This window comes from Parazoarcus communis SWub3 = DSM 12120, from assembly GCF_003226565.1.
Classification (GTDB): domain Bacteria; phylum Pseudomonadota; class Gammaproteobacteria; order Burkholderiales; family Rhodocyclaceae; genus Parazoarcus; species Parazoarcus communis.
The window spans coordinates 1-19,304 of sequence record NZ_QKOE01000001.1 but is presented as its reverse complement, the minus strand read 5'-3'; the positions used below and the strand labels follow the sequence as shown (position 1 = coordinate 19,304).

At 65.3% G+C, this 19,304-nt stretch carries 15 protein-coding genes; 7 read left to right on the top strand and 8 right to left on the bottom strand.

All coding sequences use genetic code 11. The features are described from left to right. Positions 1 to 49 precede the first annotated feature (49 nt). From DNK49_RS00075 to DNK49_RS00055, 5 genes are all read right to left on the bottom strand, one after another. Complete coding sequence (locus DNK49_RS00075; RefSeq protein ID WP_110522290.1) at positions 50 to 1,222, bottom strand: CaiB/BaiF CoA transferase family protein; 1,173 nt, start codon at positions 1,220 to 1,222, stop codon at positions 50 to 52. Positions 1,223 to 1,247: 25 nt separating this feature from the next. Next, positions 1,248 to 2,477: an acyl-CoA dehydrogenase family protein gene (locus DNK49_RS00070; protein ID WP_110522289.1), complete on the bottom strand. Its 1,230-nt coding sequence runs from the start codon at positions 2,475 to 2,477 to the stop codon at positions 1,248 to 1,250. A 15-nt stretch (positions 2,478 to 2,492) separates the two neighbouring features. Beyond that, on the bottom strand, positions 2,493 to 3,581 hold the full coding sequence (locus DNK49_RS00065) for an acyl-CoA dehydrogenase family protein (RefSeq protein ID WP_110522288.1): 1,089 nt from the start codon (positions 3,579 to 3,581) through the stop codon (positions 2,493 to 2,495). 75 nt (positions 3,582 to 3,656) lie between these two features. After that, positions 3,657 to 5,840 (bottom strand): 3-hydroxyacyl-CoA dehydrogenase NAD-binding domain-containing protein, encoded by a 2,184-nt coding sequence (locus tag DNK49_RS00060; protein ID WP_110522287.1) that lies wholly within the window; start codon positions 5,838 to 5,840, stop codon positions 3,657 to 3,659. A 33-nt stretch (positions 5,841 to 5,873) separates the two neighbouring features. Next, positions 5,874 to 7,082: an acetyl-CoA C-acetyltransferase gene (locus DNK49_RS00055; RefSeq protein ID WP_110522286.1), complete on the bottom strand. Its 1,209-nt coding sequence runs from the start codon at positions 7,080 to 7,082 to the stop codon at positions 5,874 to 5,876. A 217-nt stretch (positions 7,083 to 7,299) separates the two neighbouring features. Here DNK49_RS00055 and DNK49_RS00050 point away from each other — a divergent pair, with 217 nt between their 5' ends. Further along, positions 7,300 to 7,974 (top strand): TetR/AcrR family transcriptional regulator, encoded by a 675-nt coding sequence (locus DNK49_RS00050; RefSeq protein WP_110522285.1) that lies wholly within the window; start codon positions 7,300 to 7,302, stop codon positions 7,972 to 7,974. A gap of 57 nt (positions 7,975 to 8,031) precedes the next feature. Here the strand turns inward: DNK49_RS00050 and DNK49_RS00045 are convergent, their stop codons facing one another. Next, on the bottom strand, positions 8,032 to 10,437 hold the full coding sequence (locus DNK49_RS00045; protein ID WP_110522284.1) for an efflux RND transporter permease subunit: 2,406 nt from the start codon (positions 10,435 to 10,437) through the stop codon (positions 8,032 to 8,034). Further along, the gene (locus tag DNK49_RS00040) at positions 10,437 to 11,453 is read right to left on the bottom strand and encodes a WD40/YVTN/BNR-like repeat-containing protein (protein WP_110522283.1); all 1,017 of its coding nucleotides are present in this window, start codon (positions 11,451 to 11,453) and stop codon (positions 10,437 to 10,439) included. Before DNK49_RS00040 ends, DNK49_RS00045 begins: the two co-directional genes overlap by 1 nt. A gap of 319 nt (positions 11,454 to 11,772) precedes the next feature. On the opposite strand from DNK49_RS00040, the gene DNK49_RS00035 reads away from it, so the two are divergent. Then, the gene (locus tag DNK49_RS00035; RefSeq protein WP_110522926.1) at positions 11,773 to 12,996 is read left to right on the top strand and encodes an acyl-CoA dehydrogenase family protein; all 1,224 of its coding nucleotides are present in this window, start codon (positions 11,773 to 11,775) and stop codon (positions 12,994 to 12,996) included. A 31-nt stretch (positions 12,997 to 13,027) separates the two neighbouring features. Continuing rightward, a complete protein-coding gene (locus tag DNK49_RS00030; protein WP_110522282.1) occupies positions 13,028 to 14,071 on the top strand; it encodes a ferredoxin--NADP reductase in 1,044 nt (347 codons plus the stop codon). A gap of 111 nt (positions 14,072 to 14,182) precedes the next feature. Here DNK49_RS00030 and DNK49_RS00025 read toward each other — a convergent pair whose 3' ends face one another. Continuing rightward, complete coding sequence (locus DNK49_RS00025; protein ID WP_243632176.1) at positions 14,183 to 15,613, bottom strand: coniferyl aldehyde dehydrogenase; 1,431 nt, start codon at positions 15,611 to 15,613, stop codon at positions 14,183 to 14,185. A gap of 197 nt (positions 15,614 to 15,810) precedes the next feature. Between DNK49_RS00025 and DNK49_RS00020 the strand changes: the two genes are divergently transcribed. The 4 genes from DNK49_RS00020 to DNK49_RS00005 all read left to right on the top strand — a co-directional run. Next, on the top strand, positions 15,811 to 16,788 hold the full coding sequence (locus tag DNK49_RS00020; RefSeq protein WP_110522280.1) for a flavin reductase family protein: 978 nt from the start codon (positions 15,811 to 15,813) through the stop codon (positions 16,786 to 16,788). 42 nt (positions 16,789 to 16,830) lie between these two features. Beyond that, positions 16,831 to 17,604, top strand: coding sequence for a glucose 1-dehydrogenase (locus DNK49_RS00015; protein ID WP_110522279.1), 774 nt, complete (start codon positions 16,831 to 16,833; stop codon positions 17,602 to 17,604). A 40-nt stretch (positions 17,605 to 17,644) separates the two neighbouring features. Then, positions 17,645 to 18,433, top strand: coding sequence for a fumarylacetoacetate hydrolase family protein (locus tag DNK49_RS00010; RefSeq protein ID WP_110522278.1), 789 nt, complete (start codon positions 17,645 to 17,647; stop codon positions 18,431 to 18,433). 141 nt (positions 18,434 to 18,574) lie between these two features. Then, on the top strand, positions 18,575 to 19,304 hold a 730-nt coding region (locus DNK49_RS00005; protein ID WP_110522277.1), incomplete at its 3' end, for an acetaldehyde dehydrogenase (acetylating).

Here is a 19,304-nt window from a genome sequence, read left to right as displayed (position 1 = left end):
TCGTGTGATCGTCCCGACTGGCATGACCATGCGCGGGACGGCGGCGGGTTCAGATCGCGCCGGCGGCCCTGAGCGCCGCGATGGCGTCCTCGCCGTGACCGAGTTCGCGCAGCACCGTCTCGCTGTGTTCGCCGACCGCGGGCGGCGGGCGGTCGAGCGAGAAGGCGTAGTCGCTCATCTTCACCGGGAAGGCGAAGTAGGGTGCGCTGCCGCCGTCGGGCAGCGGCGTGTCCACCGTCATGGCGCGCGCGGCGGTGAGGGGGTGGGCGAGCACCTCGTCGATGCGCAGCACCGGGCTCACGCAGGCGTCCACGCCGGCCAGCGCTGCGGTCCATTCCGCCAGGGTGCGCGCCTTGATGATCTGTGCGACCTGGGTTTTCACCGCTGCGCCGGATTTGCCTGCCGCCCAGCCGCTCTTGCTCAGCTCCGGGCAACCGGCAGCGGCGCAGAAGGCCTGCCAGAATTTCGGTTCGAGCGCGCCGACCGCCAGATGGCGGCCATCGGCGGTTTCGTAGGTGCCGTAGCAGGGCAGGCCGCCGGACAAGGTGTCGTGGCCGGCGGGAACCGGCTGCTTCCAGGTGTGCAGGCTGGCCAGCGGCTGGACGTTGAGCGCCATCGCGCAGTCGGTCATCGACACGTCGATGAAGCGGCCCTGGCCGCTGCGCTGGGCGTCGAAGAGGGCGGCGAGGACTGCCATCGCCGCCGACAGCGCGCCGCCGGCAAGGTCGGCGATCGGGAAGTTGCCCGGATGCGGCTTGCCGCCCGGTGCGGCGCTCTGTTCCAGGATGCCGGCGTAGCTCTGGTAGTTGATGTCGTGGCCGCCGAGCTCGGCGAGCGGGCCGTCCTGGCCGTAGCCGCTGATCGCGCAGTACACCAGCTTCGGGTTGATCGCCTTGAGATCGTCATAGCCGATGCCGAGCCGGCTCATCACGCCGGGGCGGAAGCCCTCCACCACGACGTCGGCGTCCTTGGCCAACGAATGGATGATCTCGCGCGCGCCGTCGGCGCGCAGGTTGATCGCCAGCGAGCGCTTGTTGCGGTTCACCGCCAGGAAGAAGTGCGAGATCGGCGTGCCGGCCGGGCCACGCCCGGCTTCGCCGCCGGGCGGCTCGATCTTGATCACGTCGGCGCCCATGTCGGCCAGGTGCAGGGTGCACATCGGCCCGGGCAGGAGCTGGGTGAAGTCGAGCACCTTCACGCCGCTGAGGGGTTTGCTTGCCATCGTACTGTCTCCTCCGTGCGGCGCTTCAGGCGCTTTCCAGGTCGCGGAACGGGACCTTGCGGTCGCTGCGGATCTCGCCGGGCAGGCCGAGCACGCGTTCCGCGATCACGTTCTTCAGGATCTCGTCGGTGCCGCCGGCGATGCGCGCACCGGGCGCCCCCAGCCACAGGCGCTGCATGTAGCGCCAATCCCCGCCGAGGGCCTCGAAGCCGAGCAGGCCCTCGGGGCCGGCGAGCTCGATCGCGAAGGCGGCGATGTCCTGCATCGCCTTGGCGGCGATCAGCTTGGTGATGGCCATTTCAGGGCCGGGCGCCTTGCCCTTCGAGATCGCGGTGAGGCCGCGGGCGATGACCAGCTCCACGCCTTTCTGCTGCAGGTAGGCGTCGGCAATGCGGGCGCGCACGCGGTCGTCCTCGATCGCCGGGCGCTCGTCCCATGCGCACTGCTGTGCCAGCGCGACGAGGTGGGCGTGGAGGTCGGTAGGCAGGTTGCCACCGACCGACAGGCGCTCCTGCATCAGCGTGCTCAGCATCACCTTCCAGCCGCCGCATTCGGGGCCGAGGCGGTAGCTGTCGGGGATGCGTACGTCGGTGAAGAAGACCTCGTTGAACTCCGCGTCGCCCGACATCTGGTGGATGGGGCGCACTTCGACGCCGGGGGCCTTCATGTCGACGATGAACATGGTCAGGCCCTCCTGCTTGGGCTTGTCCCAGTCGCTGCGGGTGAGCAGGATGCCGTAGTCGCAGAAGTGCGCGCCCGAGGTCCACACCTTCTGGCCGTTGATGATCCAGTCGTCACCGTCGCGCACTGCGCGCGTGCGCACGCCGCCGGTGTCGGAGCCGGCGCCGGGCTCGGAGAAGAGCTGGCACCAGATCTCCTCGCCGGCGAGGCCGGGGCGCAGGAAGCGGGCCTTGAGCTCGGGCGCGGCCCAGGTCATCACCGTGGGCAGGCCCATGCCGATGCTGACCTCGAAGATCATGCCCGGCACCAGGTAGGCCGCTTCTTCCTGCTGGTAGATCACCTGCTGCATGGCCGTGCCGCCGCGGCCGCCGGCCGCCTTCGGCCAGGTGATCGCGGCATAGCCGGCGGCGGCCTTCTTCGCCTGCCAGGCCTTGGCGGCGGCGAGCTTGGCCGCATCGTCCAGGCCTTCGCCGAAGACCTCGTCGGGGCGGGTTCGCTTCTGGCCGTTGGCTTCCAGCCAGGCGCGCACTTCGGCGCGGAAGGCGGCTTCTTCGGGGGTGTCTCTGAAGTCCATGTGGGCGTGTTCCGCTTACGCGGCCTCCTTGATGAGTTCGTCGGCCAGGCGTGCGCGCCAGGCGTGTTCGCTGCCGATGATCTGACCGAGATGACGGGCGCGGCGATAGTGGAGGTGGCAGTCCATCTCCCAGGTGAAGCCGATGCCGCCGTGCAGCTCGATGCCTTCCTCGGCGGCGACGGTGTAGGCGCGGGTGGCGGCCACGCGCGCGGCGGCGGCCGCCCTGGGCAGTTCGGGGGCGTCCGATGACAGCGCCCAGGCGCCGTAGTAGGCGTGCACCCGGGCCAGCTCGATGGCAGTGTAGATCTCGGCCATCTTGTGCTTCATGGCCTGGAAGCTGCCGATCTGGCGGCCGAAGGCCTTGCGCTCGAGCGAGTAGTCGCGTGTCGCCTCGAGGATGCAGGTGGCGCCGCCGACCTGCTCGAAGGCGAGCAGCACCGCAGCGCCGTCGAGCACGCGGCTGGCGACGGCTGCGCCATTGGCGCCCGCCAGGCGCTCGGCCGGGGTGCGATCGAAACGGAGCTCGGCGAGCGGGCGGGTGGGGTCGAGCGAGGGAAGCGGGTTGCGGCTGACGCCGGTTCCCGAGAGCTCGACCAGCACCAGGTCATCGCCGATGCGCAGCACCGCCAGCCCGGCGATACCGCCGTCGACCAGCGCCGGGCTGGTGCCAGTGAGCGTTTGTCCGTCGAAGGCGAGCGGGGCGGCGGGGCGGTAGCGTTCGCGGCTGCCCAGTGCGGCGGTGGCGACCACTTCGCCGCTGGCAATCTTTGGCAGCCAGTGCTGCTTTTGCGCCTCGCTGCCGGCGCGCTGGATCGCTTCGGCGGCGAGGTAGAAGCTCGAAGCCAGGGGGACGGCGGCGAGGTGGCGGCCGGCTTCCTCGGCGACCAGGCACAGCGCCAGGTAGCCGAGCCCGGCGCCGCCGTATTGCTCGGGGATTGCGGTGGCGGCCGCGCCCATCTCGATCAGGTTATGCCATACCGCTTCGGCATGGCTGGCCCGGCCCTCCAGCACCTCGCGTACCGCTTGCGAGGTGCTGGTCTCGGCCAGCATGGTGCGCACTGCGTCCTGCAGCAGGCGCTGGTCATCGGAAAAATCGAAATTCACGCAGAGACTCCTTGGGACTGCGCCGCCAGCTCCGGAGGAGGTGGCGGCGGGGTTCGTGGCGGTGAGGCGGGCGGGTCAGCGCACGGCTGCGGGCGGTGTGATGCGCCGGGCGCCGTAGAAGGTCCTGCCCTCGGCCGCCATGTCGCGCAGCAGCTGCGGTGCCGCGTACTGCGCGCCGTAGTGTGCGGCGAGGCGGTCGCATTCGGCGACGACCTTGTCGATGCCGATCGTGTCCATCATCGAGAACGGGCCGCCGAGGTAGGCGGGGAAGCCGACGCCGAGGATGGAGCCGACGTCGCCGTCGGCCGGGTCGATCAGCACGCCCTCGGCCATCGCCTTGGCGGCGTCGACAAGCTGTGCATACAGCATGCGGGCTTTGACCTCGTCCACGGTGGGCTGCTCGGCGAGCGGCGGGAACAGTTCGGCGAGACCGGGCCACAGCTTCTTGCTGCCGTCCGCGGCGTATTCGAAGAAGCCCTTGCCGTTCTTGCGCCCGTGGCGGCCGAGTTCTCCGACCAGTTTCTCGACCAGGCGGAAGGTGGGCGTCGGCTTGAAGGCGTCGCCCTCGTCCTTCTTGCGCTGCTGGCTGGCGTGCCAGGCGGTGTCCAGGCCGATTTCGTCGGAGACGGTGAGCGGGCCGACCGGGATGCCGGCCATCTTCGCTGCGTTCTCTATCAGCGCCGGATTCACGCCTTCGGTGACCATCGCCAGGCTCTCGTTGATGTAGGCGCCGATGAAGCGGCTGGTGAAGAAGCCCGGGCCGTCGTTGACCACGATCGGCGTCTTCTTCATCGCCTGCACGAGGTCGAGCGCGCGCGCCAGGGTCTCGGGGGAGGTCTTGCGGCCGCGGATGATCTCGACCAGCGGCATGCGCTCGACCGGCGAGAAGAAGTGCATGCCGATGAAGTTCTCCGGGTGGGCGCCGGCCTCGGCCAGCTCGCTGATAGGCAGCGCCGAGGTGTTGGAGGAGATCACCGCATGTGCCGGCAGCACGGCGTCGAGCTTGCGCGTGATCTCGGCCTTGATGCCGCGGTCCTCGAACACCGCCTCCACCACGAGCTCGACGTCGGCCAGGCCGGCGTAGTCGGTGGTGGGGTGAATGCGGGCGAGGATGGCGTCGGCCTTGTCCTGCGTCATGCGGCCCTTGGCGATGTCCTTCTCCAGGCGCTTGGCGGAGTAGGCCTTGCCCTTGTCGGCAGCGGCCTGGTCGCGGTCGATCAGCACCGTCTCGATGCCGAGCTTGGCGCAGTGGTAGGCGATGCCCGCGCCCATCAGGCCGGCGCCGACCACGCCGATCTTGCGGAAGGTCGTCTTCGGCACGCCTTCGGGGCGGTGCATCAGCTTGTCCGCCTTGCCCTTGTTGATGAAGAGCGTGCGGATCATGTTGCGTGACACCGGGTCGAGCTGGAGCAGGGTGAAGTACTTGGCCTCGACGTCCAGCGCCTTGTCCATCGGCAGTTGCGGGCCTTCGTACAGGCAGGACAGGATGGCCTTGGGGGCGGGCAGGTTGTGGAAGGTCCTGGCCTGCAGCATGGCGTTGCTCACCACCAGCATCTGCGCCACGGCGGGTGAGGACGGGCCGGCGCCACCAGGGATCCTGAAGCCCTTCTTGTCCCAGGGCTGCACCGGGTCGCCTTCCTCGACGAGCCAGCGCTTCGCCTCGGCGAGCAGCTGGTCGGCGGGTACGACCTTGTGCACCAGCCCCATCTTCAGCGCCTTTTCGGCCGACAGCGCCTGGCCTTCCATCACCACCGGCATCGCCGCCTGGATGCCGACCAGGCGCGAAACGCGCTGGGTGCCGCCGCCTCCGGGCAGCAGGCCGACCTGCACTTCGGGCAGGCCGAGCTGGATACCCCTGGCGTCCGACACCACGCGGTAGTGGCAGGCGAGCGCGATTTCGGTGCCGCCGCCCAGCGCCGTGCCGTTGATGGCGCAGGCCACCGGCTTGCCGCAGGTTTCCATGCGGCGCAGCAGCTTCGACAGCGAGGCGTTCATCCTCAGGCGCTCGGCCACTGGGGTGTCGTCCACCTTGTCCAGGCTGGCTTCCATTTCCTTGAGGTCGGCACCGGCGGCGAACACGGGTTTGCCCGAGGTGAAGATGGCGCCCTTGATGCTGTCGTCGGTGGCGAGGCGCTCGATCGCGGCGGCGATCTCGTCCATGAACTTCATGTCCATGGTGTTCATGTTGCTGTCGGTACGGTCGAAGAGCAGGGTGGCGATGCCGTCGGCGTCCACCGAGATGTGGATGACTTCAGTCATGACTGTCGATTCCTTGATGTGGTCCGGTGGCGCTCAGACGAGCTCGATGATGGTGGCGGTGCCCATGCCGGCGGCTTCGCACAGCGTGACCAGGCCGGTGCCGACCTGGCGGCGCTCCATCTCGTCGAGCAGGGTGCCGAGGATCATGGCGCCGGTGGCGCCCAGCGGATGGCCCATGGCAATGGCGCCGCCATTGACGTTGATGCGGTCGTGCGGCACGTTGAGCCGCTCCATCAGGCACAGCACGACCGAGGAGAAGGCTTCGTTGAGCTCCCACAGGCCGATGTCGGCGGCGGTCATGCCTGCCTTCTTCAGTGCCTTCTGCGCGGCGTAGCTCGGGGCGTCGAGCATCAGCGTGGGCTCCGAGCCGACGGTGGCGACCGAGCGGATGCGCGCGCGTGGCTTGAGGCCGGCGCGCTTGCCTGCGTCGGCATTGCCCACAAGCACGGCGGCGGCGCCATCGACGATGCCCGAGCTGTTGCCGGCGTGGTGCATGTGATTGATGGCTTCGAGCTGCGGATACTTGAGCAGCGCGACACCATCAAAACCGTACTGGGTGCCCATCTCCTGGAAGGCCGGCTTCAGCGCTGCGAGCGATTCCATTGTGGTGTCCGGGCGGATCGCTTCGTCGCGTGTCAGGACGGTCAGGCCGAGCACATCCCTGACCGGTACCACCGAGCGGTCGAACCAGCCGTTTGTCCATGCCCGTATGGCGCGGTGCTGGCTTTCAACGGCATAGGCGTCACACTGGTCGCGTGAGAATCCGTGCAGGCTGGCAAGCAGGTCGGCGCTGACGCCCTGCATGGTGAAATGCATCGCGAAGGCGACCTGCGGATCGAGCGCCATCGCGCCGCCATCACTGCCCATCGGCACACGCGACATGCTCTCCACGCCGCCGCCGATCGCCATATCCACCTGACCGGAGCCCACCTTGGCAGCGGCAAAGTTGACGGCCTCCAGGCCAGAGCCGCAATAGCGATTGACCTGCATGCCCGGAACCACATGGTCAAACCCGGCGACCAGCGCAGCGACCCGGGCGATGTTGCCACCTTGTTCGCCAACCGGCACCACGCAGCCGAGCAATACGTCCTCGATCAATGCGCTGTCCAGCGTGTTGCGGTCGCGTATGGCTTGCAGCATCTGCGCGGCCAGTTGCACCGGAGTGATCTCGGCGAGTGCGCCATCGGCCTTGCCTTTGCCGCGCGGTGTGCGCACATGGTCGTAAATGAAGACGTCGGTCATGACTATCCCTTTGGCTGAATGCATGGATCGGGAATCGTGTCCGGCGGTCGTGTGGCTCCGGTTGGCGTCGCTGAGGCCAATGTGGCGACAGTGCGCCGGACGAGATTTCAGGCCTCATGCTAGGGCAGCTGCCGGTCGCAACCGTAAATCTGAGCAATAACTCGAACAGCGGGGTTTTGTGTCGCATAATGTACTGATTGAAAAGCTATTTTGTGCGATGCAAAAAACCGAACAAAAGAAGGTCGAGCGGCGGCTCAGCGGGTTGCGCAATGTGCCGGTACAGGCGCGGGCCAGTTTCACGATCGATGCGATCATTGACGCGGCCACCGAGATTCTGAAGACACAGGGCGTGGATGCGGTCACGACGCGACGGATCGCGGCGCGAGCGGGGGTATCGGTCGGGGCGCTGTATCAGTACTTTCCGAACAAGGAAGCGATCCTGATGCAGATCAGCAACAGAATCATGGACCAGGAGTCAATCGAGGCCTCCCCCGAGTTGTTCCGGCTCAACCGTCAATCGCTGGACGAGTTGCTGCAGGCATTGTTCCAGCGCACGGTGCGAACCGAGATGCACCTGTTGGGCTTGGGCAAGGATTTTTACCGGCGCTACGCCCGGCATATGCAGTTCGGGCGTGCTCAGGGGCTCGGGCGAGGGCCGGTGAGCTCGGATCAGCTGGTGGCGAACATGGCGCAGCTGCTTCGATCGCATGCCGAGGAGGTCGGAGAGGCCGACACCGAGCTGGCGTCCTTCTTGCTGGTACGTGGCATGCGCATGATGCTTGCGACTTTGGTCGAGGAACGTCCGGAGCTGCTCGATTCTCCGGCACTGGTGCCGATGCTGGTGCGCATCTCGCGGGCAATGACCGACTTCAGGCCGCGCAGCGAGGACTGACGCGCAACAAAAAGGGCGCCGCTCGGTGCGGCGCCCCGTGAGTCATGCCGGTTCCGGTCAGGCGGGCTGTGCCTGCTGGCCGACCGTTGCCGGACGGGTGTCGCCCCGGCCGATCCCCAGCCAGCAGGCCAGTGCCGGCAGCAGGAACATGGCGCCGAGCGCATTCACCAGGAACATGAAGGCCAGCAGCACCCCCATGTCGGCCTGGAACTTCAGCGCCGAGAACATCCAGGTGCCGACGCCCACCGACATTGTCAGGGCCACGAAAATGGCTGCGGTGCCGCGCTGACGCATGGCTTCGTAGAAGGCGTCACGCAGGGTCGGGGCGCCGTGGTCGAGTTCATACTTCAGACGTTCGTAGATATAGATGCCGTAGTCGACCCCGGCGCCCACCCCCAGCGTGATCACCGGCAAGGTGGCAACCTTGAGCCCGATGTCGATGGTCGCCATCAGGGCGTTGCACAGGATGCTGACCAGCAGCAGCGGAACGATGATGCAGATCACCGCGCGCACCGAACGGAAGGTGAGCAGGCAGATCAGGATGATTGCGCCGTAGATCGACACTAGCATCTGGACCTGCGCACGATCCACTGCCTCATTGGTGGCCACGGCGACGCCGGCGTTGCCACCGGCAAGCCTGAAACTGACATTGGGGGTACTGTCCTGGGCGATGAAGCGGCGGACCTCGTCGGTGACGGTGCGCAGTGTGCTTGCTTCGTGGTCGGTCAGGTAGACGATCAGATGGATGGTCTGGCAGCCGGCGTTGTTGAGCCCCAGTTCGGGATTGGCGGCGCGGGCGCCGGTTCGGAGCGCGGCTTCCGAGCGTTGCAATGCGGCCCATCGTGGATTGGCCTCGTTGTTGCCTGCCGCGTACAGCTTGGCACGCCGGGCGATGGTTTCGACCGATTGCACGCCTTCGACGCCGCGCATGCGCAGGTCGAAGCGCTCGACGGCATTCATCACCTCCCAGTTCAGGCAGGCCTCTTCGAACCCGGTGGTTTCGACGAACACCGACAGCACATCCATCCCGATCGAGTAGCTTTCAAGGATGCGTGCATTGTCGAGGTTGTAGCGCGAATCGTCGTGCAGCTCCGGTACACCTGCGCCGATGTCACCGGTCTGGACCTGACGCGCCAGATGGGTGCCACCAACCAGCAACGCCAGCATCACGGCAAAGCTGACAAGTGCCGGACCTGGTTTGGCCAGTGCCGACAGCGTCCACCAGAAGCGGTGGTGCGTGTGTCCCCGATGGATGTCGTCGATGGGATGGGCCAGGGCGAAGCGCTCGAGCTTCAGGTGAGACAGCACGATGGGCAGGAACACCAGGTTGGTCAGCAGCATCAGTACCACACCCAGGCAGGCGGTGACGCCGAGCTCGTGAAGGATGGGGATGTCGATGAGCATCATCACCATGAAGCCGAGTGCGGTCGTGACCAGTGCCATCGAACCCGGGATCACCAGATTGCGGAAGGACTGCTCGGCCGCTTCGGTAGCGCTGCGGCCCTTGAGCAACTCCTGTTCCCAGCCGTTGGTCATCTGGATCGCGTGTGATACCGCGATCGAGAAGATCAGGAAGGGGACCAGCACCGACATCGGATCGATGCCGTAGCCCAGTGGCGGTAGCAGGCCGAGGAGCCACACCACGGGCATCAGCGCGATCACCAGCACGGTGACGACGAGCTTGAGCGAACGCGAGTAGGCGCCCAGCAGGGCGGCGGTGATCAGGAAGGCGATGGCAAAGAACACCAGCACGGTGAACAGCCCATCCATGACATCACCAATGACCTTGGCAAAGCCGACGATGTTGAGTTCGATGTCCGGGTTCTGTCCTTCGAACCGCGCGCGGATGGCTTCGAGCTTGTTCGCGACGTCGGCGTAGTCGAGGCGCTCACCGGTTTCCGGGTTGAACTCCAGCAGATCGGCGCGAACCAGGGCCGCTTTCAGGTCATTGGCGACCAGACGGCCGATTTCACCGGACTTGGACACGTTGTTGCGCACCTGCTCCAGACTGGCGGCATCGGCTTCGAAGCGTGCAGGAATGACCACGTCACCGTTGAAGCCCTCCTCGGTCACCTCGATATAGCGTACGTTCGGGGTGAACAACGAACGTACGCTTGCACGATTGACCCCGGGGGTGAAGAAGACTTCGTCGGTGATCTCGCGCAAGGTCTTCATGAACTGCGCGTTGTAGATGTCCCCCTCGCCCTTCCAGCGCACGCTGACCATGATGCGGTTGGCGCCGGAGAAGGTTCCTGAATACTCCATGAATGCAGACATGTACTCATGCTTGTGCGGGATCAGCTTGTTGAAGCCGGGATCCAGACGCAGATTCATGGCCGAGTAGGCCAGCAGCATGGTGAGGGCGATGAACAGCAGGCCGAGCGCCTTGCGCCAGCGGATGATCATCAGGGCGGTGGTGTCGATCAGTCCGTCAAGACGGCCGCGCTGAGGGGTATCGCTCATCAGGACTCTCCTGAGGTGTTCTTGCTGAGGTTGAGGTGGGAGCCTGGTGCGGGCCGGGTGGCAGGCAGCATACGGATGTCCAGACCACCATCGCTGGTGAGTACCGCACGGCCGTCGGTCAGCAGGGTGATGCCGGTCAGTGCGCCTTCGGGCGAGCGGTCGATCACCTTGAAGTTCTGTCCCTGGTCCGTGCTCGCAAGTACGAGACCGCCCTGTCCGACCAGTAGCAGGGTGCCGTCGCGGGTCTGCGCGTGCCCATAGATTGACACCGGTACGGGGATGCTCGCTTCCTGCCACGTGGCGCCATCATCTTCGCTGTGAAACACATGGCCGCGCATGCCGTAGCTGATCCAGGTGCTGCCGCCGACATGGAGTGCACCGTAGAGCGAGCCGTTGTAGAAAGGCACGATCACCTCCCAGCTTGAGCCGCCATCGAGCGAACGCAGCAGCGTGCCGGCCTCGCCGGCGATCAGCCACTTGTTGCCGTCCGCCGAGGAGACAATGGTGTTGAGGTGCCAGTCGATCAGCCCGGGAATGCCATCCTCGACCCAGGAGGTGCCATTGTCGGCGGAGCGCAGGACTCGACCGAATGCGCCTACGGCCAGCCAGTCGCCCGAGGGCAGCTTTGCGGCGTCCATCAGCGGTTCGCCGTTGCTCGCGTCGAAGTGTGCTTCGGCCCACGATTTGCCACCGTCCGTGGAGCGCAGGATCCAGCCCTCATGACCCAATGCAAGGCCCTCGTCCGGTCCGGAGAAGGCGAGTCGGGTGAGCAGGGCCTGACGATTGCCCGGAATGTTTGCGGGCGTCCAGCTGCTGCCCTGGTCGGCAGAAGTGAGGATGTGGCCCAGCTCCCCGGCGATGACCAGTCCGGCAGAGGTCTGATGAACGCTAGTCAGCTGCATGTGTTCGACTGGGATGCGCACCTCCGGCAGTGTGACTGCACTGCGCGGTGAGAAGGCGTGCACGCCGGCGGCCGCGACGATCAATGCCATGGCCCAGCCCACGGATGCTCGCATGAATGTCTCCTGTTTGTTGTTCGAGTGTTCGTCACGCGAAGTGGCGAATTATGGCCAATATTCGGGGTGCTGTCGGAACGCGGCATCGTCCAAAAGGGTTACGGTTTCTTCGAGCGGACCTGCCTTGCTGGTTTGCCGCCGGATGGTGCGTCGCATCAATCCGGAGTGTGTGTCTTTGCTGGAAAAGAGCCCTTTGCATTCAGCCATTTACCTTAGTCCGTTCAGACGATGATGGCCCTTGTTGCGTGTGGGAGATTTCGTCCGGCAGATGAGGTGGCGCAGGCCACTTTCCATGTGGGCGATTCCGGAGGACACGAAGATGGGTGCAGTTGGAAAGGATCAGGTGCTCGGCATTCTTGCCGAGGATTACATGACGCCAGAGGCGGTCGAGCTGGTGGAGCGGGCGAGGGCAATGGCGCCACGTCTGGCCGAGCGCGCCCGTGCAGCCGAGGCCGCGGGCAAGGTGCCGGACGAGACGGTGCGCGAGATGAGCGAGGCGGGTCTGTTTCGCGTGTTGCAGCCGCGTCGTTTTGGCGGTTACGAACTGGACCCGAGGGTGTTCTACCGGGTGCAGATGGCGCTTGCCGAAGGGTGCATGTCCACTGCCTGGATCTACGGTGTGATCGGTGTGCATAACTGGCAGCTTCCGCTGTTTCCCGAGCAGGCGCAGCAGGATGTGTGGTCGGGCGGCACCTCGGTACTGATCGCGTCCACCTACATGCCAACCGGGAAGGCCAAGGCCGTGGATGGCGGCTACCGCTTTTCGGGGCGTTGGGGATTTTCGAGCGGTGTCGAACACTGCGACTGGATCTTCCTGGGCGGCTTGTTGCCGAAGAAGGACGGCTCCGGTGCGCTGGAGCACGCGACTTTCCTGCTGCCGAAGTCCGATTTTCGGGTCGAGCATAACTGGGATGTATTGGGTCTGAGGGCCACCGGCAGCCACGACATCGTCGTAGATGGTTGCTTTGTGCCGGCACATCGTACCCATCGCACCAATGATCACAGCGATGCGGGTTGTCCGGGACGGGAGACCAATCCGGGCTGGATCTACAAGATTCCATTTACCCAGGTCTTTCAGCGCGCCGTGTCGTCGGCCTGCATCGGCGCGCTGGACGGCGCGATCGCGCATTTTCGTGAGCGTGCGGCTGCGCATGTCGGCAAGCACGGCGCGAAGACGGCGGAGGACGTCAACGCCCAGCAGGCGGTATCCGAGGCGATGATGACCTCCGATCAACTCAAGCTGGTGCTGTTCCGCAACTACGCCCGCATTGTCGAGTGTGCCCGTACTGGCACGCAGATGCCGGTGGAGGAGCGTCTGATGCAGCGTGCCCAGGCGTCTCAGGTGCCCAAGCAATGTGCTGCTGCGGTCAGCGAGTTGATGCGCGCCTGCGCTGCCTCCGGGACATACAAGAGCAATCCGATCGAACGCGTGTTCCGTGACATTCACCAGGCCCGGGGGCATATCGCCAACAACACCGATACCTATGCGCGTGCGCATGGCGCGGTGATGCTGGGGCTGCCGAACGCAGACCCCTACATCTGACCGGCAACTCGCCAAGGGAGAACGAAGCGAGATGACCGCCCAGCGCTATCACGCCCTCAAGGTGAGGGCCGTCACCGAGGAAACGCACGATGCCAGATCGGTCGCGTTCGAGGTGCCGCCTGATCTGGCCGACACCTTCCGGTATCGGCCCGGTCAGTTCCTGACCCTGCGTCTGCCGGTGCTGGGCCGGCATCTGCCACGCTGCTACTCGATGTCGAGCGCACCGACGCTCGACGCAACCCTGCGGGTCACGGTCAAGCGGGTTCCGGGCGGACGCGGTTCGAACTGGGTCTGCGACCATGTCCGCCCGGGCGACATGGTCGAGGTGATGGCGCCGGCCGGGGTGTTTACGCCGGCCTCGCTGCAGGGGGACTTCCTGCTTTGCGCAGGGGGAAGCGGCATCACACCGGTATTTTCCATCCTGCGCTCGGTGCTCGCACATGGGCAAGGGCGCATCCGCCTGTTGTATGCCAATCGCGATGAGCGTTCGGTGATCTTCCGCGACGAATTGAACGCATTGGCTTCGGCGCACCCTGCCCGTCTGCAGGTCATCCACTGGCTCGATTCGGTCCAGGGTGTGCCGTCGGTCGCCCAGCTGGCCGAACTGGCAAGGTCATGGACATGCGCGCAGGCCTTCATCTGTGGGCCGGGCCCGTTCATGGAGGCCATGGTTGCGGCGCTTGCCCAGGTCGACATGGATAGCGAGCGGGTGCACGTCGAGCGTTTTGTCTCCTTGCCGGACGAGGAAGACGTCGACGCGATCAAGGCTGCTGCGACCCCCCCCGAGCGTGGGGTCGAGCGAGCCTCGGTCGAACTCGAACTGGACGGTCAGACCCACATGCTGGATGTAGCCGGCGGCGAAACCCTGCTGGATGCGGCGCTCAGGTCTGGTATCGCGGCGCCGTATTCCTGCCAGGCCGGCATGTGTGCATCCTGCATGTGTCAGGTGGTTGAAGGTGAAGTGCATCTTCGCCACAACGAAGTTCTCGACGCCAAGGATCTGGCCAAGCGCTGGACCCTGAGCTGCCAGGCTCTGCCGCTGACCGACCGGGTGAAGGTGCGCTTTCCCGGCTGAGCTGGCTGATAGATGTTGAAACGCAAATGCCGCAGCACCCTAGGGTGACTGCGGCATTTTTTCCATTGTTCACATTTGAAAGGCCGCAGGTCCGAGCCTGCGGCGGCGCGCTCAGGGTGTGACCTGCGCTTCCATCATTGCAAGGAACTGATCGGAGTAGGGTGGCAGCAGGCCCCATTCGCGGCGCGGGTCGTAGGCCGGCGCCTTGAACACGGTCCGTACATGGCTGAATTCGATGAAGCCCTCGCGGCCATGGTAGTGGCCCATGCCGGAGGCGCCGACGCCACCGAAAGGCGCGTCTTCCATTGCTGCGTGGAACATTGCCTCGTTGATTGTCACGCCGCCCGACAGGGTGCGTTCCAGGACATGGCTTTGCTCTGCCTCGTCTTCGCCGAAGTAGTACAGCGCAAGCGGGCGCGGGCGGGCGTTGATGTCGGCGATGACCTCGTCGATCGAGTCGTAGCTGCGTATCACGACTGCGGGCCCGAAGATCTCTTCCTGCATGATCCGCGATGTGGCAGGCGGATTGATGACGATGCCCAATGGGCGGCGGCGGTCGGTTGAATCTGGTGCCGACGGGGCATATTCGACCCGTGCGCCGGCTGCGACCGCTTCTCTGATGCAGGTCTCCACCCGTTCAAGATGGCGGGCATTGACCACGGCCACCATGTCGGCGCTCGGCGCTCCGCCTGGGAACAGTTCACCGGTCGTGCGCTTGAGTGCGGCAACGAAGTCTTCCAGCTGTGGGCGAGCAACATAGACGACGTCTGGATTCACGCACAATTGTCCGGCATTGGCCGCCTTCGCCACGCCGATGCGATAGGCTGCGGTGGCGAGATCCGCGGTGCGGGAGACAATGGCCGGCGATTTGCCGCCCAACTCCAGGGTGACGGGTACCAGGTTTTGCGCGGCATTGCGCATCACCGTCTTGCCAACCTGGGTACTGCCGGTGAATACGATGTGGTCGAAGGCCTGGGCGGTAAAGGCTTCTCCCATGTCCGGGCCGCCAGTCACCACGCCGACATCCAGCGGATCGAACATCTCGGCGATGGCTTCGGCGACCACCCGGGCTGTTTCCGGCACCACTTCAGATGGCTTGAGGATGGCCCGGTTACCGGCTGCCAGCGCGCTGGCAAGTGGGCTGAACAGGGTGAATAGGGGGGCGTTCCAGGTACCGATGATGCCGATGCTGCCCTTGGGCTGGTACATCACCCAGGCTTGGGCGCCGAACTGATCGTAGGGTGGGAAAGGGGTGCGTGGCTCGCTGGCCATCCAGGGTTCGAAGTGATCGCGGGCATATTTGAGCGATGTCAGCGAGCCAAGGACGTCGTTCATCAGCGAGTAGCCCTGAGGGCGGCCGCCAAAATCGGCATCCATCGCCTGGACCAGGGGCTTGTGATACTTCACCAGCAGGTCGATGGCGGTCTGCAGGCGACGACGACGGTCCGCAGCGCTGACCGCGCCCGCTGTGTCAAAAGCCTGCCGCTGTTGTCTGAGCAGGTCTGACAGGCCTGCCACGGTGGTGGTGATCTCTTGAGTCACGGGAATTTGCTCCGGTTTGAGAGTTCGGTGTGCGGCACGATGTGCCATGGTGCGAACTTAACCTGCAAACCTGCAAGCTGCGTAGTCCGATCGGACGAGCCGGTAGCAGGCGGGCGCTAGTCCGTTGGGACGATGTTCGGGAAAGTGCCGGATTTCATACTTGGCGTCATCCGTTTTCCTGCCCCACGAGACCAGACATGACGACGCACAAGGGGTTCGATCCCCAGGCATTTCGTGCCGCACTCGGTACCTTCACCACTGGCGTCACCATCATCACCACCCGGGCCCAGGATGGTGAGGCGGTGGGGATCACCGCCAACAGTTTCAACTCGGTTTCGCTCGATCCGCCGCTCGTGCTCTGGAGTCTGGCCAAGAACGCCCGCAGCTTGTCGGTGTTTTCCGGCGCCCGCCACTGGAATGTACACGTGTTGTCGGCTGGCCAGGAGGCTCTGTCGGGCCGCTTTGCGCGTCAGGGCGAGGACAAGTTTGCGGGTCTGGAGCTGGATGACGGCATCAGCAAGGCGCCGCTGTTGCAAGGATGCACTGCACGCTTCCAGTGCCGCACGGCGTTCAGCTACGACGGTGGCGACCACATCATCTTTGTCGGGGAAGTGCTGGCCTACGATCGCAGCGAGTTGCCACCTCTGGTATTTCAGAGCGGTCAGTACGCGATTGCAGCGCGCAAGCCGAGGGAAGAGCTACGTCTGGGGGCCACGCCGCCCCCCGAGTGCAGTTACACCGAGGACTTGCTCGGCTACCTGCTGGGCCGGGCGCACTATCAGATGCTGCATGCCTTGCGGCAACTGCTCAGCACCCAGGCACTGGACGAGCGCTCGTTCTTCATCCTGTCGGTGCTGTCGATCCGTGACCGGCTGACGCTGGACGAGCTCAATGCCTTCATCGCCTACACCGGCATGCTTGCCAGCCCTGAATCGATGGACGTGCTCGAGGCGCAGCGGCTGGTGGCGCTCGAAACCGATGATGGCGAAGCACGTTACGTGATGACAGCGGATGGCCGCGAAGCCTCGCTGCGTCAGATTGCGCTTGCCAAGGCGGTCGAAGAAGACGTTTCGGCCAAGCTCGGGGCGGGTGACGCGATGGCGCTCAAGCTGCTGCTCAAGCGCCTGATTGCCAGCAGCGATCCCGGTATGCCCGATCTGTGGTCGCCGCGCTGAGGCGGCGCGGTATGTCGAACATTCATCCATAGAGGATAACTGATGCCCATCATTGAACGTTTTCGTCTGGATCAGCAGGTCGCCATCGTGACCGGAGGGGGTCGTGGCATCGGTCGTGCGATTGCGCTGGCCTATGCAGAAGCGGGTGCCGACGTGGTCTGTGCCGCGCGCACTCTGGCCGATGTCGAAGCAGTGGCGGAGGAGGTGCGTGCCCTCGGACGTCAAGCGCTGGCAGTGCAGTGCGACGTGACCGACTTTGCGCAACTGGCCGGTCTGGTCGAAGCGGCGATCGGCCGCTTCGGTCGCATCACCCATCTGGTGAACAACGCTGGAGGTTCGGGGCCCAACGATCCGCTGAAGATGTCGACGGAGAGGTTTGAAGGGGTGTTCCGCTTCAATGTGAGCTCCGCCTATGAGCTGACCCGTTTGTGCGTGCCACATATGCGGGCTGCTGGTGGCGGCAATGTGGTGAACATCACGTCCGGTGCTGCCCGCTATGCGCAACCGCACTTCAGCGCTTACGGCACCGCCAAGGCTGCGCTGAGTCAGCTGACCCGGTTGCTGGCACAGGATTTTGCACCCGCCATCCGCGTCAATGCGATTGCACCGGGGCCGATCCTGACCGCGGCGCTCGATCGCGCGCTACCCGCCGACATGCGCGAAGGCATGGTGCGCAACACGCCACTCAAGCGCCTGGGTGAGGTCGAGGACATTGCGGCCGCCGCACTCTATCTCGCCACGCCGGCTTCTGGCTGGGTCACCGGCAAGATCATCGAAGTCGATGGCGGCGCCGAGTCCAGCGTCTGGCCGGGCTGAACCGCAGGATCGATGCCTGCTTACCGACACGGACCCGACCATGGATGAAACCCTGATCCGTCGCCTGGGCGACGAACTTTACGAAGCGTTGCGCCAGCGCCGCACCCTGCAACCCTTGACCGAGCGCCACCCCGAGATCGCGGTCGACGATGCCTACCACATCTCCCTGCACATGCTGTCCCGACGCGAGCGCGATGGAGAGCGGGTCATCGGCAAGAAGATCGGTGTGACCAGCAAACCGGTTCAGGACATGCTGAATGTCCACCAGCCCGACTTCGGCTTTCTCACCGACGCGATGCAGTACCCGGATGGGGCCACCATCCCGATCGCCGGGGCAGGGCTGATCCAACCACGCGCCGAAGGCGAGATCGCCTTCATGCTGAAGTCGGACCTGCAGGGGCCGGGTGTCACCCGGGATGACGTGCTGGCGGCAACCGCCTGGGTCGCACCCTGCTTCGAGATCGTCGACTCGCGCATCCATGACTGGAAGATCCGCATACAGGATACCGTGGCCGATAACGCCTCGTGTGGCGTTTTCGTGATCGGCACGCAGCACATCGATCCCGTCGCGCTCGACCTTGCTGCGGTGCGCATGCGCATGACACGCAATGGCGAGCCGGCGGGGGAGGGACTGGGGGCGGCAGTTCAAGGTCATCCGGCGGAGGCTGTCGCCTGGCTGGCCAATACGCTGGGCCGCTTTGGCATTCCGTTTCGGGCTGGTGAGCTGATCCTGTCCGGATCGCTCGCGCCACTGGTGCCCGCCCGACCGGGTGATCGTTTCGACTTGGAGATCGAGGGGCTTGGCCGCTGTGCGGTCGCATTCTCTTGATTCCGCCCGTTTGAAGGTGTGCGGTGGCGCAGTCCTCCCTCGTTCCCGCGCTGCCGCGCATCCTGCACCCGAATCTACGCGTGTACTGACCGTCCCGCTCCGGGACGGATCCGGCGCGCATGTCTCCGGAGAGCTGAGCTCATGAACAAGATCAAATGCGCCCTGATCGGACCGGGCAACATCGGTACCGACCTGCTGTACAAACTGCGCCGCTCGCCGGTGCTCGAACCGGTGTGGATGGTGGGCATCGACGCCAGCTCCGAAGGCCTGGCGCGTGCGCGCGAACTGGGCCTCAAGACCACTGCCGAGGGCGTCGACGGCCTGCTGCCGCATGTGCTGGCCGACGGCGTGCAGATTGCCTTCGATGCCACCAGCGCCTATGTGCATGCGGAGAACAGCCGCAAGCTCAACGAACTCGGGGTGCTGATGATCGACCTCACCCCGGCTGCGATCGGCCCGTTCTGCGTGCCGCCGGTCAACCTCAAGGAACACGTCGGCCGTGGCGAGATGAACGTCAACATGGTCACCTGCGGCGGCCAGGCCACGATTCCGATGGTGGCCGCGGTGTCGCGGGTGCAGCCGGTGACCTACGGCGAGATTGTCGCCACCGTGTCCTCGAAATCGGCCGGCCCGGGTACGCGCAAGAACATCGACGAATTCACCCGCACTACCGCCGGTGCGGTCGAGCAGGTCGGCGGCGCGAAACAGGGCAAGGCCATCATCATCCTCAACCCGGCCGAGCCACCGCTGATCATGCGCGACACGGTGCACTGCCTGACCGAGACCGAACCGGACCAGCAGAAGATCACCGAATCGATCCACGCCATGATTCACGAGGTGCAGAAATACGTGCCCGGCTACCGCCTGGTCA